This window comes from Paenibacillus sp. FSL H7-0323, assembly GCF_038002725.1.
In the GTDB taxonomy this organism is placed as follows: domain Bacteria; phylum Bacillota; class Bacilli; order Paenibacillales; family Paenibacillaceae; genus Paenibacillus_AQ; species Paenibacillus_AQ odorifer.
On record NZ_JBBODB010000001.1, the window covers coordinates 3,538,648 to 3,562,931 of the forward strand.

The following is a 24,284-nucleotide window of genomic DNA, read 5'->3' on the forward strand; positions in this document are numbered from 1 at the left end:
AAGCTAAGCACACCTGTAAACTATTGCTTCGTTCTATCCTCGATCCGAGCGCTACTGCAGCTGAGTCTCCGCATTCCAGCGGCAGAGCTCCTGCACCAAACCATCTATGGTTGCCTCTTCAGACAAGAGACCCGGTGTCAGTCCCGCGTCTACCGCAGTCTGCTCCGTTAACGGACCGATGCAGGCGATTTTCACATTTGCAAGCAGCGGGAGCGGATCTTCAAGCCCCAACCGTTTCAGGATGTGTAAGAAATTACGCACGGTTGACGAGCTGGTGAAGGTTACCGCGTGAACGCGACCTTCCTCTAGCAGCTTGAGCAGCTCGACGTCATCCTCACCCGTGACAACCGTTTCATAAGTATCCACGTCTGTCACCTGAAGGCCAAGCTCTCTCAGCTTGTCCGGCAGCCAGTCCCGCGCCAGATCGCCGCGCGGCAATAGCACGTTCTGCCCCGGCAGCAGCTGGGGACCGAACGTCTCAATCAGACCTTCCGCCTGAAACTTTGCCGGAAGTTCTTCAGCAATCACCCCGCGCTGCGCCAGCGCGGCGGCTGTGCCTGGCCCCACCGCTGCAATACGCGCGCGGTGTAGCCCGCGAATGTCCGCCCCCAGCTCCGCCAAGTGGCGCCAAAAAAACTCCACGCCGTTCGGGCTAGTGAAGAATACCCAGTCGTACGATTCCAGCGCGCCAAACGCCGCAGCAATCTTCGCCTTCTTCTCTGCCCCTTCCGGCATGATCGTCTCGATCACCGGGAACTCATAGGGTTCCCCGCCGAGTTCTTCAATTCTATCCACCAGCTCGCTTGCTTGGCTGCGAGCCCGTGTCACCACGATGCGTTTGCCGAATAACGGCATCGCCTCGACCCACTTCAGCTGCTCACGCTGCAGCACCACGTCGCCGACGACGATGACTGCCGGCGGCTGAAAATCCGCCGCCTTCACCTTCGCCTCAATATCGGCGAGGGTTCCCGTCAGCGTCTCCTGATCCGCTCGTGTGCCCCAGCGCACAAGTGCCACTGGTGTTTCTGGCAGCCGCCCGTGCTTGATCAGCTGAGCGCTGATGTAACCTATTTTAGCTACGCCCATTAGAAACACTAACGTTCCCGTGGCGTTCGTTACTTTATCCCAATGAATGGAATGATCCAGTTTATCCGGACTTTCATGCCCGGTGATAATCGACAGGGAAGAGGCATGATCGCGGTGCGTAACAGGTATACCCGCATAGGCAGGTACACTGATCGCTGACGTGATGCCCGGTACGATTTCGTAATAGATCCCATTTTTGCGCAGCAGCTCCGCTTCTTCACCCACCCGGCCAAAAATCGTAGGGTCCCCACCCTTAAGCCGCACCACTGTTTTCCCCTGTAAAGCCAAATCAACTAACAATTGATTAATCTCTTCCTGCTTCATCGTGTGGCGATCCGGCAGCTTGCCTACATAAATCTTCTCCCCACCGGGTTTCATGCATTTCAGCAATCTAGGACTTGCCAAGCGATCATACACCAGCACGTCGCTTTTTTGGATACACTCGAGGCCTTTCACAGTAATCAGCTTTGCGTCCCCGGGACCTGCACCTACCAAATAAACCTTCCCCGTCAATCCACTCATCCCCTAACGTCTGACAGAATCTTCTCCGCTCCTCTTGCAATCAGCTTTTTAGCGACTTCTTCGCCGAGCTGTACCGGGTCAATCCCCGTGCAAGTTTCTTTCAAAATCGTTGAACCGTCCGGTGTTCCCACCATCCCCGTTAACGAGATTACTTTGTGCTCAGCGGTAGCAGCTTTGGCGGCTGTGTCAAGCACCGCATGAGCACCAATCGGCACTTGGCAGCCGCCATTCAGCACGCCAAGGAATGTGCGCTCCGCCGCTACCGTCAATGCCGTATCGGCATCGTTGTATAATGCCAGCAGCTTCCGCAGGTCAGCGTCATCTGCGCGGCACTCGATGCCGAGTGCGCCCTGCCCTACAGCGGGCAGGCAAACCTCCGGCGGCAGGTAGGCGCTCACGCGATCCTGCCAGCCCATGCGCGACAGCCCCGCCGCTGCCAGCAGGATTGCGTCGTATTCGCCGCTCTCCAGCTTGCGCAGCCGCGAGTCAATGTTGCCGCGCACGGGCTCAATGACCAGATCAGGCCGCAGCGCAGCGAGCTGGCTGGATCGGCGTAGGCTGCTTGTGCCTACGCGTGCACCCTGAGGCAGCTCGTCTAGCGAGACGCCTCCGTTAGAGATCAAAACATCACGCGGATCGACTCGCTTCGGCACAGCACCATTGATCAACCCATCCGGTAGCTCGGATGGCATATCCTTCATGCTGTGCACCGCCATGTCGATTTCTTTTTCCAGCATCGCTTGCTCGATTTCTTTCACGAACAACCCTTTGCCGCCTACCTTGGATAAAGTAACGTCAAGAATGCGGTCACCTTTGGTGACGATCTTTTTCACTTCAAAAGTAAAACCAAAACCATGCTCCTCGCTAAGTCGCTCCAGATCAGCAATCACATGTCCCGTTTGCGTCAACGCAAGCGCGCTTTGTCTACTCCCCACTATAACCTTACGCATTTGTCCATTCCTCCTGGTAACGTTCGCCTCTTACTCTTCACCGCAGAACCTTGCACTAGAAATCCAAACCCAAACTAACCAATTAACTACTCTCACTCTAAAAAAGGCATTATTGCCTTTGAATTCGCTACTTCGGATGATCCCCACCAAATTTGAGGCATTTTTGCCTTTCATAAGCTCCTTCGGCGATTGTTGCTCATTTATAGGGCATTTTTGCCTCTCTTTTTGCTAATTTGGCTGTTGTTGCTCAATTTAAAGGCATTTTTGCCTTTCTTTTAGCTCCTTCGACGACTGTTACTTATTTAGAGGGCATTTGTGCCTCTCTTTTTGCTAAATTGGCTGTTGTTGCTCAATCTAAAGGCATTTTTGCCTTTCTTTTAGCTCCTTCGACGACTGTTGCTTATTTAGAGGGCATTGTTACCGTACATTCCGCCATCCAAGCTACTTAAGCTCGATTCAACAGTATTTTTACCGTACATTCCGCCATCTCAGCTACTTAAGCCCAATTCAACAGCATTTATACCGTACATTCCACCCTCTAAGCTACTTAAGCTCAATTCAACAGTATTTATACCGTACATTCCGCCATCCAAGCTACTTAAGCTCAATTCAACAGTATTTATACCGTACATTCCGCCATCCAAGCTACTTAAGCTCAATTCAACAGTATTTTTACCGTACATTCCGCCATCCCAGCCACTACGAGCCAACTCAGCCATTCATTATAGTTACTCAAAACCGCTCATCCACTTCATATCTTAATCTAACCCAATTTTCTAATCTTTACAGTGTCCACGCGCACTTTTACTCCACCCGTTGCTGAGCAATCCAAGCGTCCATATCCTCCGGGCTCCACGCTATGAAGGTACCCATACTCATCTCGTTCAACACATCCAGCGTGCCAAGCTTCCGCAAAAGCCTTCCACGAACTTCAGCAGAAGGTTCTTTTTCCTTAATCCGGGTTCGCATGGCATGCACAAAATCCAAATATGGCTCATACGCCGCATCCAGCGCTTTTTCAAGCACATTTTTGATCTTCGTTGCCGCAAGCGGGCCAGCACCCGAAGTAGATACAGCTACCGTCAAACGTCCCCTCCGAACCACTCCGGGCGTGATAAAGTTTCCCGCTTCCGCATGGCTGGCCACATTCACATGAATTCCAAGCCGTCTAGACTCCCGCGCAACCTCTTCATTAACCGCCCTATCGTTAGTGGCTGCATATACGAGAAAGGCCCCACGGAGATCTCCGGGAGCATAAGTACGGTCCATCCAGATCAGAAGACCTTTTTCAGCTAGAGAATCAAGCGGATCTGTCAAAGAAGGACTAATCACTTTAACCGCCGCTCCAGCTTCCAACAGCCCGCTCACCTTACGTTCAGCCACGACACCACCGCCAATAACCACACAGAGCTGCCCTTCACAATCCAGCATTATGGGTAAATAACGCGCCATGCCCCTCACTCCCCGCTCCAACCGTGAAAATCAGACCAAGAATTCAACAGAAAGTTCAAGATAATAAAAGCATATCCTAAAATCGCCCAGCGAGCCATACTTACTCCACTTTTCCGCCCGGACTTCTTAAAGATAATATAAAATATGTAAATCCCAAGACCGATAAGAGTCGTTAATACTTTTAAATCCTTCAATAAAAGCGTCCGTCCCTCAGATACTATAGATAAACCCGCCACCACCAGCGATATTCCCAGCAAAGGAGTGCCCACCAAAATAGCGGTGTAAGAGTATTTATCTGTAGTCTCCAGGTTCGGCAAACGACGGATCCGGTCGCTCCATTTCTTGCTTTTGAGTCTGGTGTGCAGGAACAAGTACAATATTGCAAATACCGTTCCTAACGTCAGTGCTGCAAAACTCAAATTTGCCAAAATCACATGCATCGTCAGCCAGCCATACACCGCACTCCAAGTCTCAAGTGTATGTCCACCCGCCGTCAGCCAGACCCGATTAAGCAGAAAAACACTAAAACCAGCCATACTGAGCAGCAAAATCGTAAACTCGCCTCCACGTGTAAAAGCCACCGCAAGCGAAGTCAGCACAATACTAAAAGCAAACCAAAACAAGAAATCATAAGGTGTAAAAATAGGCAGGCCTTTCTCCTGAGAGAAACGAATTCCAAGTCCTGCAACTTGCAAAAGACCCACAACAACAAGAAGCCCCGTGCCTAACCGCTTCCCACCCGGACTCCTTTTAAGGCAATCCGAGAAAACAAACAGCAGGCTCAGGGCATAGACCAGCAGAGCGGCATCATATATTCCGTTCAGCAGTTGCATATTATTCACCCACCCAGCAAGCCTGCCGGAGCAAGCGCCGTTTTAGGCACAGAGAAATCAGCGCTGCCAGCCGTACGTTCTCCAGAATTAGACTGCTTCACCGGGGCAATGTCTCCATCATCTGAATCGGATTTGAGCTGTTCCTGCAACGCAAAGATTTTGGAAAAATAATCAAGAGCTTCATTCCCTTGCTTACCGCCGGACAGCTCTTTAATTACATTGATCGGATCATGCATCATCTGGTTCACGATACTTTTAGTCAGGCGGCGGATTACTTTCCGCTGATGCTCGTCCAGCTCGGGCAGCTTGTTGAACAGACTCTCCATCGTTTCTTCATGAATCGTATTCGATTTATCCTGGAGCGCCCGGATCACCGGTCTTACCCCAAGCGTCTTGAGCCACAGTTGGAACTCATCCATTTCCTCGCTGATCATCACTTCAATCTTCGCAGCTTCACTTCGGCGCATTTCCAGATTATTCTCCACAATGCCCTCCAGATCGTCAATATCATACAAAAAAACATCCGGCACACTTGCCGCCGCAGGATCAATATCACGTGGTACAGCAATATCAATCATAAAAAGCGGCCGCGAAGGGCGGCGTTTCATAGCATGCGCTACCTTATCAGCCGTAAGCACATACCCGTCTGCTCCTGTTGAGCTGATCACGATATCTACTTCATTTAGAGTTGTTAACGCATCTTCAATCGTGCTCGGCTTACCCGAGAACTTCTCCGCCAATTCAATCGCACGCGACAGCGTACGGTTAGCGACAATCACTTCTGCCGCACCACTACTGTATAGATGCTTCACGGTAAGCTCGCTCATTTTGCCGGCGCCGAGAATCAGCACTTTTTTCCCAGTGAACATGCCAAAAATCCGCTTGCCCAGCTCCACAGCCGCATAACTGACCGATACTGCGCTCTCGCCGATTGACGTTTCACTATGTGCTCTTTTGCCGAGCGTCACCGCTTGCTTGAACAACCGATTGAACCAAGTTCCAGTTACACCCTCAGCCTGAGCTGTGAGAAAAGAACTCCGCACCTGTCCCAGGATCTGCGTCTCCCCAATCACCATGGAATCCAGGCCGCAAGTCACGCGGAACAAATGCGCAATCGCCTGTTCGTCTTCATAAATATACATATGCTGAGCAAATTGCTCGCTTTTCACACCAAACCATTGCTCCATAAAGCCGCGGATGAAATAACCAGCCATATGAAGGCGGTCCATCACCACATAAATTTCCGTACGGTTGCAGGTAGCTACTAAGACCCCTTCTAGCACACCCTTCGTCTTCATCAGTTGATGGAGCGCTGCCGGAAGATCACTTTCCGCAAAAGCAAACTGTTCCCGAACCTCCACGGGAGCCGTACGATAATTCAGGCCAACGACGACGATGTGCATCGATAGTTCACCATCCTAGTCTCTATAAGTTGCTGAAATCCAATTATATAAATTAATATCTTACATACCGTTCACTTTCACAACATCTCAAAACACTGTGTTAAGTATATCACACGAAAATAAGACTTTTTACAGATTTTTTGAACGCTTTATGAAATCCAGATAATAATTATTATAAATAAAAAACCGTAGGTTCGCTACGGTTAGGATGAGTTATTTTTAGCTAATTTATAAGGTTGTGATAGCAAAAAGGAAACATTAGGGCCTACTAGTTCTTAAAATCGTCAAAAATTCCGTTCTCAAAAAAAAAATAAGTCACTGCTCAGTGACTTAAAACTTCTCAGCCAAAAGAGATAGACCTCGGAAGTTATATAGTAGACTCTACTCTTTTTAGAAGTCGCCGATGCTTAGACCAAACTTTAACCCAAACACGATTTTCATCATCCAGATAAAAACGAATATTCACTAATTTTAAAGGCGTCCATATTTCTTTAAAATAGTAATTAGGCATTTGGCGTCTCTCCCACGAGAATAATATTGATATAGTTCTAAGTATAAAACTATTAAACAATATTGTTTGTCGTAATGCGCCTTAAGCCAAGATAAGAAAAAAACTATTTTTGTCGGATTATAGTGAACATTCTACAGCAGATTAGCGAAACCAGTTCTTAATCTGATCAAGAGTACTTTTTGCCTCCGGACCATTGTAACCAAAGGTGTTGCCGATCATTTTCACATACTCGTTGAACGTTGTTTCTCTACTTTTTCGGTCACTCCACCAGCGTTTAGCGTTATATCCTGATGCAGAACCCACATATGTCAGCTCAATCTCCGATTTTTTGTACACACGACCAAAAAGAAATTTCACCCTCCGCATGTGAAAGTCAGAGGAAACAACAATCGCAGATTTAAAACCGTATTCTTTCATTATAGGAAGAGTGTACTCGGCATTCTGATAAGTGCTATCCGCCGCGTTCTCGGTATAAATAACGTCCTGGGGTATGCCTAAAGCTAGGGCGGTTTGGACCATGTCACCCGATTTACTCGTCGACTCTTTAGCATTGGAAAGAATTATATAAGGAGCATAGCCTGCTTTATATAACTCAGCTGCTTTTTCCACACGACCTTGGCCTCCGCTTAGGACAATGATGGCATCTGATTGTTTGGGAGATTCAGTGAAGGTGAGAATCCTGCCACTAATTAAGAGTAATGTTGTTATAATTATGACTACTGAAAATACAATATTAATTTTCCGTTTCACTCTCGTCCCCCTTTACATTTCAGTTGATCACTTTATTAATTTACATTTTCTTGATTAGTTTAAAAATCCTCATGAAATCACTCTTATTTAAGAATAATAATTCTTTTGCACTAATATTATAATCTCTTTTAAATCTAACTAAAAATGCAGCTCCCGCAAAGAAATACGAGCATACAGAAGATAGAGCTGATCCATATATACCCATGTAAGGAATGGTAATATAATTACAGATTAAATTAATCACCACACTAATAAATAAGATCAAAAAGTAAAACGTCCATTTACCATTTGCTGTATATATAGTTCCTATCAATTTAGTGTAACTCATACTAAATGTTCCAAAAAAAATAATCATTGTGATAGCATATGAAGAAATAAAATCTATACCAAACATTAAAGTTATAAAAAATTTACCTATAAACAATAAACCGATAAAAACTATGGTTAATATACTATTAGATGCCCTGATAGAAAAAGTAAGACTATTCACAGAATTTGACTTCGCAGTCTTGTTAATCAGTACATCTTTAAAAATATCTGGCACTATCCAGGTATATTCAGCAATGGCTAAGCCAGTTGCATATATCCCAATTAGAAAGTATTCAATATTAAAATTGTTTAATATTATCAAATCCACCTTATAATTCAAAGTCACCAATAAAGTGGTTAACATTGGAACCATACCTTTAAGCACCAATGTAATCCATAAATCATATTTAACTTTTTTAAAATCAAATTTCCGAAGAAGGCTCATTAAATTGATAAGAATAATTATAAATTCCTTAAGACCAAATATAATTAATGCGATTATTAAGTTTTTATCTAAAAATAAAAATGCGATTAAAGATAAAAAGAAGTTAATTGTGGAGGATGACATATAGGAAATTGCGTTAATTCTTATATTCTCTACTAAATTTAAATAATTTAATTGAAAAGATAGCATACAGATTTGAGTTAGTATCAAGATTGAACGAATAGCTACGTCATCTATAAATATAAAAAGAACCAGTGAAACTAATAAAAATACTATAAACATAGTCATTATTAATGATAAAAAAGTCGAAAGATAGAAACTCTCATGCTTTCTTTTATAGTTAGGATAAATATTAGCTATTCCAAAATTAAAAATCACAAAAGTGATACTTACTATATTTATTACAGATGAATATTCTCCTTTCAATGAAGGCCCTAAATATCTTGTTATAAATACAATAGAACCAAAACCAAATATTATTGACCATATTTTTTTCATTGCAGAAATTGCATACAAATTATTGAATTTCACAACAATTATCTCCTTCTACAATTATTCTGAAATCAAAGTTTCATTTGTATATAATTTATGGATTGGTTTAGCTGGAACTCCTCCTACTAACCAAAAATCTCCTACATCCTTCACTACTGAGGAACAAGCTGCAACTATACAGCCTGTTCCTATAGTAGTTCCACAAGTAATAACCGAATTACTAGAAATCCAAGAATAATCTCCAATTTTAATTGGTGCATTTTCTGATTTTTCAGAAATCCTCCCATTTTGGTACATATGTTTAGTTGTTGCAATAACAACCATCGGTGAAATTATTACCCCATTACCAATCGTAAGACCACCGGAAGCATTTATCCAACAATTGTGCGCAATATATACATCGTCGCCAATCTCCATATTTCTACTCACATTTAGCGTGACACCTGATGCAATCTGAAAATTCCTGCCACATTTTTTAAAAAAAGGACGCATTAACAATCCTCTTAACTTGTTAGAATAAACACTATTGGGAAGAATTGAAGTGAATATTTGAATTAAATGGATAGGGAAATAATATCTCAGAAAATAAAATAGCCTACACAAATTTCTCAGAAAAATTCCTCCTTCTAATCATTTTTTATAGATTAATTTATTATTGATCCAGTAAACTATTAAAAATAAAAATAGGTTCATAGACATGTCATTAACTTGATTCATTGTATTTTGACCAAGCATAAAACCTAATCGAATACAACTTAAGGTCACTATATAAACAATTTCTATCCTACTATTTTCAAGTTTTAATGAAAGTACAGTGAATTTTTTTGCTAACCAAATAAAGAAAATCCCAATAATCGGAGCACCTATAAAACCAAAAAACAAATATCCTTGTCCTATCATAGGAATGATTTGTGTAACTCTAATACCACCTGAAATTCTTTCATTAAAATAAATATTTGAATAATAAATTGGCATATCCTTTATGAAAATATTCACTCCAATCATCGGGCGAAATATATCAAAAAGAAGTACAGAAATATTACGAGACTCAGGGAAAAATTTAGCTGTCTCGATAGCCATCGCAACATTATAAGGTCCGCCTAAATAAATACTTATATTATCTGCGATATCCCATAAAAATGATGTACTTTCTTTAACTCCCACAATCCCTCTAGCAATTGTTACAGACTGAAAAATACTCAGAACCACCAAGGCCATTATCCCCAGAGGTATAAAAATTTTTTTAGAATTAAATAACTTGTAAAAAACTATAGTAGATGTCATAAAGGTCACTATTATATCAAGTCTACTTATTCCATAGAATATAGAGGTATTTAAAAAAACTAGTATAATTGAACTCAAAACCCATATATAATTACCATTTTTTTTATACAGTACACTCGCCTTATAAATCAAACCTATAAACATAAAATTTTTCAACGTCATAATACAATATATTGTTATAGAATAAAGCAATCCCTCTTCCGTAAAACTAGAAACTAAATTTTCTTTTGCACGTAAGAAATTAAAATTAAAAAGAGCCGAAGGAAATAATACTATTAAGATAACGGTTAAAACAAAAAAACCTAAATATCCAATGTTATTGTCAGCAAATTTAAATTCGATTTGTTCCTGATCACTAAGATTTTCTGGATTTATTAATCTATATTTATTGATATTATTTAATGATTTGTTACGAAGTAAATAAAATATTAAATAAAATACAAATGTGATAACAAATAGTTCATACGTCATTAATAGCACAGCTTCATTAACTGCTGTGCTATCCGGCGGTGTCATCGATCTACTAAAATAATAATAATTTGTTATAGGAATCAATAATGGCAACAAAACATATCTAGCAAAAATGGTTGCTATAAAAATATTTATAAAGATGCCCCTTCTATTCAATAACACGGGCTTTAAAAACAATAAAAAACAAACTAAGAACGATAGAGGTAATAGATATAACCTTCCATACCCATTGAATAAGGTAACTTGCGATAAATAATAAGTAACAAAAATACTGAATATCACAAGAAAAAAAGAACTAGCTTTTAAAATTTTCGATGTATTTCTCAACTTATAGTTCTCCTAATTTTTTATGTATTACCAGAGTTCAATAAACCATTTAGAAATAACTCTCTATTTTTTTCTATTTTATGTTTATAAAACTTCTTTGAGTATTCAAAATTTCTATAACTTAAGTTAAGCTTCCTATCAGGACTTTTTATAATATCATATAGAATGTTACTCATTTCATGAAAATCTCCTACTTTGAATCTTTCTGTCCTATTTAAGGACTCCTTCAAACCACCAACATCAGAGGCGACAACTACTATACCTCTGCTCATAGCTTCTATAACAGCCCTTCCGTGTGCCTCTGTAACACTCGGTTGTACGTAAAGATCTAACTTATCCATCCAATCAAATATTGATTCGCCACTCGCTATAGTTCCTAAAAACTCCACATTATCTGTTATCTCTAATTCAGAACACAATTTTACCAATTCGCTAGAATCTCCTTCCCCGACTATTTGAAGCTTACAGTGGACTCCTCTTTCCAATAATAATTTTAACGCTCTAATCGCAGTTTGATGACCTTTGAATTTCGAATTCAAAGCTCCAATCATACCAATTAATATTAGAGAATTTTCATTAATTGCACTTAATTTTTCCATTCTATCAGAAATTACATTATCGCTAGGAATTTCCAAACTTATATTTGCTACATCTGAAAAAGCTATCCCCTTACTCGGATATATACTTTGCATATATTCGCTAGTTATATATGCTACAACTGGTGCTTTATCAATATAATATTTAGTAGCACCATGTATAATAGGAGCTAGTAATTTACCTGCAATATTCCCATAATTCCAGTAACCTTCAAATGCATTGGAAACAACTTCCACCCCAAAGGGTATCTTTATCTTTAATGCTTCTTTACAAGCTAAGATGCCTATAACACTGGGCATTCTAATTATTGCATAATCAGAATTCTCCAGTACATTTCTTATTTCATTAATTATTTTTTTATTTTTTAATAATAAATCAAGAATATTTTTATAGTTTTTTATTGGTAAATGGATAGCTTTTTCACCATTAGATTTTTTATAGCCTTGCCTATTTTTTAAATCACGCGCTTCGTAACTTTCTGATCTTGTTGATACGATTATCTTTTCGAAGCTTGATAGATACCTATCCCAATAATGATATGGGAAATGAATGGAATGATGATCACCTTTTTTATCAGCTAACAAAACTGTATCATGAAAAAAAGATACTGTATTTTTCTTTTCATTCATCATAAAACTCCTATCAATAGCTATAATCGCCAATAATTATATCCCAATTTCTCAACTTCACTTCTATTCATAATACCTTTAACATCAACTATAACCTTATCCTCATTATTCTTTACTGCAAATAACTTATCAAAATCAGCAATCTCCATTGCTTCAAATTCCCTATGAGAAACAGCAATAATTAAGGCATCCAGATTGTTGATTTCATTAACACTAACTAAACTAACATTATATTCTATTTCAGCTTCTTCTTTATCAGCAACTGGATCATAGATTATTGGATCAATTCCGTAACCATTTAACTCATTAACAATATCAATAATTTTGCTATTCCTAGTATCTGGGCAATTTTCTTTGAATGTAAAACCCAATAATCCAACTTTTGCTCTTTTTATAGAAATATCAGCTTTGATAAGATTTTTCACTAATGCTTCAGCAACATATTTACCCATATCATCATTTATTCTTCTGCCCGCTGAAATGATTCGTGAATGATATCCTAAATTTTCTGCTTTATACGTTAGATAGTAGGGATCTACTCCAATACAGTGCCCCCCCACTAATCCAGGAGTGAACTTTAAAAAGTTCCATTTGGTTCCGGCAGCTGCCAAAACTGATTTAGTATCTATACCCATTTTATTAAAAATCATTGATAATTCATTCATAAATGCTATGTTTATATCACGCTGCGCGTTTTCAATTACTTTAGCTGCTTCTGCTACTTTAATACTTTCAGCTCTATATACTCCTGCTTTAACAACTAACTCATAGATATTTGCAATAGTATCTAGGCTTTGCTTATCCATACCTGAAACAATTTTAATAATAGTTTCTAAAGTATGTACTTTGTCACCAGGATTGATTCTTTCAGGTGAATAGCCAACCTTAAAATCTATACCACATTTAAGACCCGATTCAGATTCCAGAATTGGGATACAAACATCTTCTGTAACACCTGGATAAACAGTCGATTCATAAACGACAATTGAACCTTTTGTTAAATTTCTACCTAAGATCTTACTTGATGCTTCTACGGGATGCAGATCAGGGGTTTTATCTTCGGTTACTGGAGTAGGAACTGCTACAATATGAAATTTACATTCTCTGATTCGATTCTCATCCCATGTAAAATCAACAGTCGTTTTTGAAATAATATCATCACCAACTTCTTTAGTGGGATCTATTCCATTTCTATACAAAGAGATTTTTTCTCTATCAATATCGAAACCTAATACATTTGTTTTTTCAGCAAAGGCAACAGCAATAGGCATTCCTACATAACCGAGACCCATCACACAAATTTTTTCTTTTTTATTGACAATTTTTTCGAACAAGTTCATTTTTTTTCTCCTTCAATATTTTTGTATATTTCAGCCATTTCAGACAAAACTTTATCTAGAGAGAAGACACTTATTTTCTCCCTTCCTTTCAGTCCCATCTCAAACCTTAACTTATCGTTTTCATACAATTCTAAAATTTTGTTAGCCATAGCTTTGCTATCATTAATAGCAACTACAAATCCATTAACATTATTTTCAACGAGATCAGCCCCACCGCGACAATTAGTGGTTATAACAACCTTACCACTTGCCATAGCCTCCATAAGATTAACAGCTAATCCCTCTTGTAAACTAGATGAAACAGCAACATCACTTAAAGAAACTAATTCTTTTATATCATTTCTAAACCCCATAAATTCTATAAGGTCTGTAACTCCGCGATTTATCGCTGAGTTTTCTAAGAATCTACCTAACGTTTTCTTACCAGGTAATAGCAATTTAAGATTTGGTATTTTATACTTTAATAATTCAACTACCTCAATTAACATTGCTTGATTTTTTCTATTACTTAATTCACCTGGATAAATTAAAATATAATTTTTCTCGCTATATCCATATTGACTTCTCAACAATTGCTTCTCACTTTTATCAATCAAACTAAATTTATTTAAATCTACACCTACTCCATGAACATGTTTTATATCCTTTGCATAGAATTTTAATTTTGCTATATTATAATCTTCTTCATTAATTGTAATTAAGCAATCGGTATATTTGGATAACCATTTTTCAATAGGATAATATAAAAACCAATTCTTATAAGGTGCCCCTTTATAAAAATGAAATCCATGTGCTGTATATATTACTTTCGCGCCCTTTTTTCGATTCTTACGAGCTGCTAATCTAGTTAAAACTCCCCCCATAGGCGTATGGCAGTGTATTAGATTGTATTCATTTTCATTCATAATTTTTTTTAATTCTCTATATGCTTTTAAATTATCCGTCTTTAAAGGTGATCTCTGAATACATACATTGAATTTCTCATCAACATAAGGTAGTGTTAAATCTCCATTAGCAATCACATGCACTTCCCATCCCTCATCTTTAAACCATTTTAAATAGGGCAGATGAAATGCTTTGATATGATAATCAACAGTCGCGCAAAAAGCAATTTTCTTTTTTACTTCATTCATTTACAACAACCTCTTAATTAATTCTATAATTCGTTCCTGATTCTCTCCACTTAGACTACTACCTGATGGTAAACAAACTCCATTTTCAAATAAAGATTTCCCAAGAGAATTTCCCACTTCATTAAAATGAGAGAAGAAAGGACTTGATATGAAAAGAGGCTGTAAATTCATGGGTTTCCATAAGGATCTAGATTCTATATTTTCTTTTTCCAATTGGGAAATTATCATTTCTGGTGTTACTAAATAACCTTCTTTAATTGTTACGACAGTTAGCCAATAATTAGGATTACCTTCTTTATTAATGGGCATAAATTCAAAAGGAGTATTATTAAAATGACTTATGTATATACTCTGTATTTCTCTTTTCTTTTCTATCCGTGTATTTAATATTTCCAACTGACCACGACCAATCCCAGCACAAATATTAGACATTCGGTAATTATATCCAACTTCTTTATGTTCATAATGTTTTGCTGGCTCTCTTGATTGAGTAGCCCAAAAACGCATTTTCTTTATAGCCTCTTCGTCATTGGAAACAACCATGCCACCACCTGAGGTAGTAATAATCTTGTTACCATTAAATGAAAAAATACCAATATGACCAAATGAACCACATTTTTTCCCTTTGTACGTTGCCCCTAGCGCTTCAGCTGCGTCCTCTATAACTGGAACATCATACTTTTCACATATCGGAAGTAGCAAATCATAATCAGCACTCTGACCATATAAATCAACTATAATAACTGCCTTAGGCATTTTATTTTCTTTTTTAGCCCACTCAAACGCTTTCTCTAAAGCAATAGGGGACATATTCCAAGTTTCTGGTTCAGAGTCAATAAAAACTGGATTAGCATATTGATATAGAATAGGGTTACAGCTTCCTGCAAAGGTTAGGTCTGAGCAAAACACATAATCTCCTGGACCGACACCAAAATATTTCAGTGCTAAATGAATACCTGCTGTGCCAGAAGATAAAGCCAATCCATGATCTACGCCTACGTACTCGCATAATTCTTCTTCAAATTTATCAACATTTGTACCTAGGGGAGCTATCCAGTTAGTATCGAACGCTTCTTGTATGTACTTCATTTCGTTCCCACTCATATGAGGCGGGGATAAAAAAATCCTTTCCGACATCGCTTTTCATCTCCAAGTTTTTCTTTATTTTTGCAGGCACTCCTGCCACCATTACATTGTCCGGTATATCCTTTATTACTATGGTTCCAGCAGCTACAATTACATTAAATCCGATAGTTACATTATTTAGCACTTTAGAACCTACACCCAACCAACTACAGCTTTTTACATGAACAGTTCCACAAACATTAACACCTGGAGAGATGTGTACCCCATTTTCTAATATACAATCATGGTCTATGGAAGAAGAAGTATTTAGAATACAACCTTTACCAACTTTAGTACTAGCATTTACTACTACTCCAGCCATAATGACACTGCCTCTTTCTATCTGGCTGAATCTGCTTATTGTACTAGATGGATGAATGATACTCGGAATTTCATAGCCTGCACGTTCAAGTCTTTCCAGCCATATCATTCTTGTCACATTATTTCCTATGGCTACAAACGCTGCTGAATAATCTTCTCTATGATCCATATAACTTTCAAATCCACCCAATACAGCTTTCCCCAATACATCATTAAGCTCTTTATTATTATCTAGGAAGGCTATTTCATCCCAATTGCCAGTACTCAATGCCGCATCAGCAACAACCTTGCCATGCCCACCTGCTCCCAAAATCAATAACTTAGACACCCATATTCACCCAGCTTTCGCTCTTTCTACTTAGATATCTAGAGTACTTCCAGAGAACATCGGCATTGTATCGTTCTGAGAATTATTTATTCCTTCTCTTACTAGAACGTTCTTTATGGTTTTAAAGACAATTTTAGTATCCAAACTGAGGCTAATATGATCTACATACCAAACGTCATATTGAAATTTTTCTTCCCAACTGATGGTATTCCTACCGTTCACCTGGGCCCATCCAGAAATGCCAGGGACCACTTCATGTCTACGATTTTGTTCAGGAGTATAATGTTTAAGATATTGCACTAGTAAAGGACGGGGACCAATAAAGCTCATGTCGCCTTTGAGAATATTGAATAATTGCGGCAATTCATCTATACTACATTTTCTCAAAAAGGAACCTACTCTAGTCATTCTTAGTATGTCAGGTAATAGATTTCCATCTTGGTCAGTCTCTAATGACATTGTTCTGAACTTATACACTGTAAATATCTTTCCCATCTTACCAGGTCGCTTCTGACGAAATAAAACAGGACCTTTCGAACCAATCTTGATAGCTATAGTTGCTGCTAACATGATAGGTGAAGATAAAATGATTAAAAAACAAGCAGTGATCCAATCAAGTGTTTTTTTTACAACTAAGTAAGGCTTCATCCATCACTCAACCTCTGCATATATATTGATAAAGAAACAGCGGATATTTAATCCGCCATTCCCGCAGCCAGATCTTTCCCTAACTGAAGCTGTGATTCAAATTCACTTTTATATTGACTAATAATTTCTGTACTGTACCCATTGCTGTTCAGTTTTTGTTCAGCATCAGCAACTATACTATTGAAGCTAGCTGTGAATGAGGCTAGTTGTTGTACCCCTTTAGCTTTAATACTTTTCTTACTCGCCTCATCTGTTGCTCCAACATACTCAAATGCAATACTCATTAATGTCGATTGACTTTGATTTTTAAGCGCCGTAAGTTTAGCTTCTGTGTCACTAGTGATAGTGTCATATGAAACCTTTCCAGTTCCTGCAGAACCACCACCTGTTGCACCTGTTGTATCCGTTGGCGCTGGTGTCGCTACTGGAGATGGGTCCTTAACATTGTCATTGTTTGTCGATCCATTAGTGGCTTGTTCCTGATAAGCCTTGGAAGCTGCAGTAATGGTCTTCGTCTTCTGATCCCAGCTAATGTTATGACCTACAGATTCCGATAAAAAACGTAGGGGTACATATAAGGAACCATTCAGGATGAAGCTAGATTGACCTGTAGGCAAAGCCTTGGTTGCACCGTTAAATGCATAACTTGCCTTTACTTGATTGAGGACAATATTCTTCGCTGTTGCTAGAGAACCATTCCCGTTCTTTGCATTCATTAGGTATTCTTTAATCACAACTAGCTCTGAGCTGCTAGGCTCTGCTACGGTAACTTTAACATTTTTAGCATCCCAAGCTACACTCTTCTGTAAAGCATATGACATAAACCGTAATGGAACATAAGTTGTATTGTTGTACATGAATACATACTGACCTGCGGGTGGCTGAATACTCACGCCGTCAAAAATCAAATTCACGTTCATGCTTTGCGCTTTAATCGTTGGATTTGCAGCCTTAGTCGTTGCACTTGGTACTGACGCTGCTGATACTGAGATAGGTGCGGATGCTGTTAAGGGTGCTAAACCAATTGAAGCTATTAACGATAAGGCTACGACTGATAATGTTGCTTTAGACATATTTATTCACTTCCCTTTTCTTTCGCTTTTAATTGTTCTTCTTCAGCAATGATTTGGTCATGTGTTTTCCCTTGACTGACTCCGTACTTCTTAGCAATCTGAGAAAGCTCATTGTACTGCTCTGTGGATACTTTACCTAGGATGATACTGCGCGCTTCACGCTTCTCCTCAGTCGTTAAGCCACCCTTTGCCAAATCTTTAAGACGATTAATATCTGATACGCTAAGTTGACCGAGAACAATAGAAGCAACATCTGCTTTATCTTGAATCGTTACATTCTCTTGAATTTGCTTAGCTTTATCTGTGGAGACCTGTGCTGTGTAACCATCTGAATTCGCATTTTTTAAATCTGATGATGGAGCTTTGGTCGGTTCACTAGTAGTAGAAGCTGTTGTTTCTCCACTAGGTTTATCGTTATTTTCACTACTTTGATTACTACTTCCCTCATCATTTGCTGGTGGAGTAGTAGGCACCGCGGACTCTACAGGATCGACATTACTAACATCAACTGTATCAGTTGTCGCTGTTCCTTGGTCCTGACCACCACCAACATTATCCTCAGACTCCAGATCAAAACCATCTGCCATTGAATTCATCAGCTTATCGACAGCATAATTCGCGGCGAACAAACCACCAACACCCAATACTACAATAACTGACAGCGTCCATAAAAGGATCTTTTTCCATCGTTTGTTGAACACTTATATATCCCCCTTTATGAATTAGTTAGCTAATAGCAACTTGGGCAACGGGCTGCATCGGTACAATCTGATTGATTATTTCGCGGATGACTTCTGGTTCCTCAGTGAGAACACGTTCCAAACGTTTAAACTCCAGTTCTAACTGGTTCAGACTTATTACATTAGGTTTACCGATAAAGATTCTTCCATGATCAGTAGAACCTAGATTTTCTTCATCTGTAAGCAACTCTTCATATAACTTCTCACCCTCACGAATACCGGAGAAATGAATATCAATGTCCTTATAGGGTTCATATCCAGAGAGCGTAATTAAGTCTTCCGCCAACGTTAGAATCTTAACCGGTTCTCCCATATCCAGAATGAACACTTCTCCGCCTTTGGCGAAAGAACCAGATTGGATGACAAGCTGAACAGCTTCCGGAATCGTCATGAAATAACGCACCATTTCTGGATGAGTGACAGTCACTGGCCCTCCGGCAGCGATTTGCTGCTTAAAGGCTGGAATTACACTACCACGACTGCCAAGAACATTCCCAAAACGCACAGCAGAGAACTTTGTTTGACTTGTGGTGTGCAGGCTCTGCACATACATTTCCGCAATCCGTTTAGTGGCACCCATTACACTGGTTGGGTTAACCGCCTTATCAGAAGAGATCATTACGAATCTCTCGGCACCATATTTATCTGCACAATCCGCAACATTTTTGGTGCCAAAAACATTATTTTTAATGGCTTCCGAAGGATTACGCTCCATTAAAGGAACGTGTTTATGTGCTGCTGCGTGAAAGACCACATGCGGTCTATGGCCACTGAATACATCCATCATCCGACTGCGATCCTGCACATCTGCTATCACGGTTACAATGTTCAACTCCGGAAAACTCTTACGAAGCTCCATTTCAATTGTGTAAATACTGTTCTCACCGTGTCCAAGTAACATTAGCTTGTCCGGACCAAAAGGAGCAATCTGCCGGCATAACTCTGAACCAATAGAGCCCCCAGCCCCCGTAACTAACACCGTCTTATGATGTACATAACCTAAAATGCTGTTCAAATCAGCTACGATCGGTTCACGACCTAATAAATCTTCTACGCTAACATCCCGAAGTTTCTTAACTGATATTTTTCCAGCGATCAGATCATTAAGAGCCGGTATAATCTTCAGCTTTGCTCCAGTCTTTTTGGCAAGATTAATAATTTCAGAAATCTCAGTACGTGAAACAGAGGGCATGGCGATGATTATCTCATGAATTTCTCTTTCTTTCACAATAGCTGGGATTGCATAACGATTTCCAATTACAGGAACACCCATAATGTACATATGGTATTTATTCGCATTATCATCAATGAAACCGACTAATTTGGTATGCGCAAAAGAGGGTCCCATCATTTCCCGAGCAATTAATATCCCACAATCACCAGCACCTACAATTAGTGTATGGGTCTTAGTGTCTTTGTAATTGATTCGATCATTATGAAGTACTCTCCACAAAAATCGGACTCCACCTACTAATAAAAGAATAGTCTCCATCGACCGAACTTCTATGGCAAGAGGTACTCTATCCGGCAAAATTAGATACGCCAGTGCAAATGAAAATAAGGACCCTACTACAATAGCTTTAGAAACCGATATAATCTCACCGATACTGGCATATTGCCACATTCTTCGGTAAAGACCGAAGTATATAAGGCTTCCACCGAATGCAAATGTTGCAATCAAACCAAATTGCAGCATCTGTACAACGTATTCCTGAAGAGCATGGTTAGGGTACCGAAACAAATAAGATGTCACAATACTGAACCAAATGATCGCAAGATCAATGAAGAATAAAAGAACCACTCTAGATTTCGCTGTCATTTTCAGTGCCTCCAAAAATAACATTTTTAATTATGAATAAATCAATTTCCATAGTAGTAGTAATAGTACCCTTCACTAGCTTTACGTTTTACATTATTGAGAACAACACCAAGCATTTTTGCACCAACGCGATCAAGATTAGCTTTAGCTTTTACTGCGATATCGCGTTTCACCTTACCATAGCTGACAACCATAATAACGCCATCACTCTTCGAGGCCACAATTTGTGCATCCGTAACCGCTAATAATGGTGGAGTATCAATAAGAATGACATCATACCGCTGACGCAAATCCTGTAAAAGAGTGCTCATCCGATTAGATGCCATCATTTCCGCCGGGTTGGGCGGGATTGGTCCAGAGGTCATGATTGAAAGATTATTAACACCGGAATCTTGGACAGTGTCCTCAAGAACTGCCTGCTGAGACAGTAGAGAGGATAAACCAAAACGGTTACTTAGTGTAAAAGTCTTATGTGCCGTTGGCTTCCGCAAATCGGCGTCAATCAACAATACTCTTTTATCTGCTTGTGCGTAAGCTGCCGCCAGGTTAGCAGATACCGTAGATTTACCTTCTTCCGGCCCGGAGGAAGTGACCATAATCACTTGAATAGTCTGATCTACAGAAGAAAAATCAATATTCGTGCGCAATGCGCGAAACGCTTCAGAGACAGGAGAGCGTGGGTTCGTAACGGTGATCAGATGGCGTTGTTTATTTGGAAGCTGTGACATGTTCGAGGTCCCCCGCCTTTCTGGATGATTGTTTCTGTGTTTGTGCGGCACCTTGTTTGCTTTCATCTTGACCCAATCTTGTAATCATAGCTATGGTAGGCAAACCAAGATACTTCTCAATATCAGCTTCTGTCTTCAGGGTGTCATCCATATATTCCAGCAGGAAGGCAATCCCTAATCCAATCATCAAAGAGACGATAAAAGCAATAGCCATGTTCAGTAAAACATTCGGTTCTACCGGCCGTGGCTCAACAGTTGGATTCACTTTAGCTTCATTCAGAATCGATACATTTTCCACATTAAATAGACTTGGAATTTCTTCCTTGAACACAAGTGAAATGGCATTCACGATTTCAGCAGCCCGCTGATAAGAATTATCTCGAACGACAAGTGTCATCACCTGCGTATTATTTACGGAACTCACATTAACCTTTTTTAATAGCTCTTCCGCAGTAATATTGAATTGCGGATAATCCTTTGTAACAATATCAAGGATGGCCGGAGTCTTAATAATTTCCTTATACGTATTAATTAATTGAATATTGGTATTAATCTGGTTTAAATCAAGCTGCCCCACCGCTGACTGCGTCGGTGTTTGGTTAACGATAATCTTCGTGGATGCCTCATATACCGGGTTTTTAATATACAGACTATATACACCAGCAATACCGCACACCAATACAACTATGCTGAAAATGAGCCATAGTCTCTTCCTGACGATCTGAAAATAATCGCGAAGATCCAATTCTTGTGATGACAAGTGAAATTACCCCCAAGCTATTTCTGAAATATTTCGATGCCTGTTCAAATCTTCCCTATTTGCAAAAAAATCGCCTCCTCTCACCTACATGAGAGGAGGCTGTATACTATAAATTTTATTTACTTGAAGTTAATAGTACGGTAGATAATTACTGCTGCTTCAGCACGGGTAGCTGTATCGTTCGGGTTGAACTTGCCAGCATTTCCGATAACCAGGTTGTGGCTTGCTGCAAATGCTACACCATCTCTTAGGGATGCGCTGATCTTAGCAGCATCAGAGAATTTACTGATTGCAGTAGAATCTGTTTTTGCATCAGGATTGATAGATTTCAACGCACGGGAGATCATTGTTGCCATTTCTGCACGTGTAATAGTTGCATTAGGATCAAATTTGGCTGCACTGCGTCCAGTGATAATCCCTTTTTCTGCTGCTACTGCTACATATGGTGCATACCAAGCAGTTGAACTTACATCGCTAAAGCTTTGTACAGCAGAGTTGTTTTCCAGGTTAAGCGCACGAATCAACATTTTGGAGAACTCAGCACGAGTTACGTTGTTCTTCGGTGCAAATTTACCTGCTCCGACTCCTTCAATCGCACCTTTAGCAGCTACGACTTGAATTTGTCTACCAGCCCATGCTTGTACAGCAGCAATATCATTAAAGGAGACTTTATTCTCAAGTACTGCGTAAGAAGAGAATGTATCACGTGGTTCTACGATGAAATCTCCATCAAGAACTCCACCTTGGAATTGCAGGTCGCCGTATACAAGCTTACCAACGGAAAGCAATTCTTTATCAAGACCATCAGTATTCTTAAGTGGCAGTTTGATAGTAATTGGTTGTTTAAATGTGCTTTGTGCCACACCGTTCACACTAAGTGTGAATTCATACACATCCGAAGCCAATTTCAGCTTGGTAACGGAAGTTACAACTTCTGGTTTAGCTGTAGTTACTGTCAATGAAATCGCTGTGCTGAATTGGCTTACAGGAATCGTTACAGTTACACCGTTGAAAGTAACGGCGATATTCGCAATACCTTTAGCTTTTGCAGCTTCAATAATGGCTTGGGAAAGTGGAACTTCAACTGTAGTAGCGTTTACTGTTCCCAGATTCAGGGTCAAAGTAAGACCAGTTTTACCAGGGTTCGCTGCAACCAGCTTATCAAATTCCTTAATTACATCAGCATCAACCAATTTCAAGGTTGCTTTACCGTCAACAATGCTTACGAGCTTAGATACGTCATAGATTCCTGGAGTTTGAACAGGAGCTACAGGCGTTGTAACACTTCCATTTCCGCTTCCACTACTACCATTACCGTTGCCATTACCGTTGCCATTATCGCCTAATCCGTAGGCTTTAATATAAGCAAATGCAAGTGATTTCGCCGCAGGTTTTGCGGATTTAATATTATTGTTCAGGTTTTTCAGTGTTTCTTTCACATCACTAGCAGTAACTCCAAGCTTGTCCAACGCTTGACTTACTGTGAGTGCTCCTGTTCCTGTTGTATGGCTCAATACTTTCGCAATAGCTTCATTCAGCAAAGTATCGTAACCGGATTCGGATGTGAGAATTGCCAACAAATCTGAAGTTGACTTGCTGCTTACCAGATCACGAAGTTCTGTTTCAATACTGCTCAAGAATTCAGCAACACTATCAACAGTAAGTCCAGACACACCCGCTTTATTTGCAATTTTGCTCAGCAAAGCAATGTTTTTGTCGTCGTTACGGATCACTTGAATTCCGGAGAAGTCATTTTCATACACATCATAGACTACACTAGTAACACTTTGGAACAATTTAAGTGATGTTTTTGTTTCCGCTTCATCCAGTGTAATATTTTTCAGAATTGGAGCAAAAATTTCTACGAATTCTGCCTCACTCAGTGCTGCAACCTCAGTCTTCAAATTGTAGAGATAAACTGCATCTGTTGCGGATAATTGTTTGTAAACAGCAAGAACCTTATCCTTAACTGCTGTACTGCTACTAACTGTAGCCGCAGATGCTGTGCCTACTGCTCCAAGGCTTCCCAACGGAAGACCCGCTACGGATGCTGCTACCATACTTGCTGCTAATGTTGATACTACTAGTTTCTTTTTCAAAGTCACTAAATATCCACCTCTTCTTATGTATTAAAATACTGTACTACTATAGACCTAGAACAATTCGCCCAAATGCTACGCTATTACGTATAGCATTAAATCACCCAAT

22 protein-coding genes are annotated in these 24,284 nt (G+C 39.8%); all 22 read right to left on the reverse strand.

Annotated features, from left to right (window positions below; genetic code table 11):
• Positions 1-51: 51 nt before the first annotated feature.
• The 22 genes from cobA to MHH89_RS16280 all read right to left on the reverse strand — a co-directional run bounded on the left by cobA (position 52) and on the right by MHH89_RS16280 (position 24,181).
• Complete coding sequence (gene cobA, locus MHH89_RS16175; protein WP_341087578.1) at positions 52-1,599, reverse strand: uroporphyrinogen-III C-methyltransferase; 1,548 nt, start codon at positions 1,597-1,599, stop codon at positions 52-54.
• A gap of 5 nt (positions 1,600-1,604) precedes the next feature.
• A complete protein-coding gene (gene hemC, locus MHH89_RS16180; RefSeq protein ID WP_076129403.1) occupies positions 1,605-2,558 on the reverse strand; it encodes a hydroxymethylbilane synthase in 954 nt (317 codons plus the stop codon).
• A 488-nt stretch (positions 2,559-3,046) separates the two neighbouring features.
• Positions 3,047-3,241 (reverse strand): hypothetical protein, encoded by a 195-nt coding sequence (locus MHH89_RS16185; RefSeq protein WP_341087579.1) that lies wholly within the window; start codon positions 3,239-3,241, stop codon positions 3,047-3,049.
• Between the two features lie 121 nt (positions 3,242-3,362).
• Entirely contained in the window at positions 3,363-4,010 is a 648-nt protein-coding gene (locus MHH89_RS16190; protein ID WP_341087582.1) for a precorrin-2 dehydrogenase/sirohydrochlorin ferrochelatase family protein, read from the reverse strand.
• A gap of 5 nt (positions 4,011-4,015) precedes the next feature.
• A complete protein-coding gene (gene ccsA, locus MHH89_RS16195) occupies positions 4,016-4,843 on the reverse strand; it encodes a cytochrome c biogenesis protein CcsA (protein WP_076129405.1) in 828 nt (275 codons plus the stop codon).
• A gap of 5 nt (positions 4,844-4,848) precedes the next feature.
• Positions 4,849-6,246 carry a glutamyl-tRNA reductase gene (gene hemA / locus MHH89_RS16200; protein WP_076306845.1) on the reverse strand — a complete coding sequence of 466 codons (1,398 nt, stop codon included), beginning with the start codon at positions 6,244-6,246 and terminating at the stop codon, positions 4,849-4,851.
• A gap of 652 nt (positions 6,247-6,898) precedes the next feature.
• The gene (locus MHH89_RS16205) at positions 6,899-7,507 is read right to left on the reverse strand and encodes a YdcF family protein (RefSeq protein WP_341087585.1); all 609 of its coding nucleotides are present in this window, start codon (positions 7,505-7,507) and stop codon (positions 6,899-6,901) included.
• A 40-nt stretch (positions 7,508-7,547) separates the two neighbouring features.
• On the reverse strand, positions 7,548-8,792 hold the full coding sequence (locus MHH89_RS16210) for a polysaccharide biosynthesis C-terminal domain-containing protein (RefSeq protein WP_341087586.1): 1,245 nt from the start codon (positions 8,790-8,792) through the stop codon (positions 7,548-7,550).
• A gap of 21 nt (positions 8,793-8,813) precedes the next feature.
• Positions 8,814-9,245, reverse strand: a complete 432-nt coding sequence (locus tag MHH89_RS16215; protein ID WP_341087588.1) for an acyltransferase — start codon at positions 9,243-9,245, stop codon at positions 8,814-8,816.
• A 138-nt stretch (positions 9,246-9,383) separates the two neighbouring features.
• On the reverse strand, positions 9,384-10,835 hold the full coding sequence (locus MHH89_RS16220; protein ID WP_341087591.1) for an O-antigen polymerase: 1,452 nt from the start codon (positions 10,833-10,835) through the stop codon (positions 9,384-9,386).
• A 20-nt stretch (positions 10,836-10,855) separates the two neighbouring features.
• Complete coding sequence (locus MHH89_RS16225; protein WP_341087593.1) at positions 10,856-12,061, reverse strand: glycosyltransferase; 1,206 nt, start codon at positions 12,059-12,061, stop codon at positions 10,856-10,858.
• A gap of 20 nt (positions 12,062-12,081) precedes the next feature.
• Positions 12,082-13,401, reverse strand: coding sequence for a nucleotide sugar dehydrogenase (locus MHH89_RS16230; RefSeq protein WP_341087595.1), 1,320 nt, complete (start codon positions 13,399-13,401; stop codon positions 12,082-12,084).
• Positions 13,398-14,534: a glycosyltransferase family 4 protein gene (locus MHH89_RS16235; RefSeq protein WP_341087596.1), complete on the reverse strand. Its 1,137-nt coding sequence runs from the start codon at positions 14,532-14,534 to the stop codon at positions 13,398-13,400. Before MHH89_RS16235 ends, MHH89_RS16230 begins: the two co-directional genes overlap by 4 nt.
• Positions 14,535-15,623 (reverse strand): DegT/DnrJ/EryC1/StrS family aminotransferase, encoded by a 1,089-nt coding sequence (locus MHH89_RS16240; protein ID WP_445739130.1) that lies wholly within the window; start codon positions 15,621-15,623, stop codon positions 14,535-14,537. It lies immediately after the preceding gene.
• A complete protein-coding gene (locus MHH89_RS16245) occupies positions 15,592-16,308 on the reverse strand; it encodes an acetyltransferase (RefSeq protein WP_076272798.1) in 717 nt (238 codons plus the stop codon). The genes MHH89_RS16240 and MHH89_RS16245 overlap by 32 nt, the downstream gene beginning before the upstream one ends.
• A gap of 30 nt (positions 16,309-16,338) precedes the next feature.
• Complete coding sequence (locus tag MHH89_RS16250) at positions 16,339-16,956, reverse strand: sugar transferase (protein WP_076272799.1); 618 nt, start codon at positions 16,954-16,956, stop codon at positions 16,339-16,341.
• A gap of 47 nt (positions 16,957-17,003) precedes the next feature.
• A complete protein-coding gene (locus MHH89_RS16255; RefSeq protein WP_341087601.1) occupies positions 17,004-18,029 on the reverse strand; it encodes a copper amine oxidase N-terminal domain-containing protein in 1,026 nt (341 codons plus the stop codon).
• 2 nt (positions 18,030-18,031) lie between these two features.
• Positions 18,032-18,730, reverse strand: coding sequence for a hypothetical protein (locus MHH89_RS16260; RefSeq protein ID WP_341087603.1), 699 nt, complete (start codon positions 18,728-18,730; stop codon positions 18,032-18,034).
• A gap of 25 nt (positions 18,731-18,755) precedes the next feature.
• Positions 18,756-20,588 carry a polysaccharide biosynthesis protein gene (locus MHH89_RS16265; protein WP_341087604.1) on the reverse strand — a complete coding sequence of 611 codons (1,833 nt, stop codon included), beginning with the start codon at positions 20,586-20,588 and terminating at the stop codon, positions 18,756-18,758.
• A gap of 41 nt (positions 20,589-20,629) precedes the next feature.
• On the reverse strand, positions 20,630-21,316 hold the full coding sequence (locus MHH89_RS16270) for a CpsD/CapB family tyrosine-protein kinase (protein ID WP_036685074.1): 687 nt from the start codon (positions 21,314-21,316) through the stop codon (positions 20,630-20,632).
• Positions 21,297-22,076 carry a YveK family protein gene (locus MHH89_RS16275; RefSeq protein ID WP_036685072.1) on the reverse strand — a complete coding sequence of 260 codons (780 nt, stop codon included), beginning with the start codon at positions 22,074-22,076 and terminating at the stop codon, positions 21,297-21,299. The genes MHH89_RS16270 and MHH89_RS16275 overlap by 20 nt, the downstream gene beginning before the upstream one ends.
• Positions 22,077-22,195: 119 nt before the next feature.
• Positions 22,196-24,181, reverse strand: a complete 1,986-nt coding sequence (locus MHH89_RS16280; protein WP_341087606.1) for an S-layer homology domain-containing protein — start codon at positions 24,179-24,181, stop codon at positions 22,196-22,198.
• Positions 24,182-24,284 lie beyond the last annotated feature (103 nt).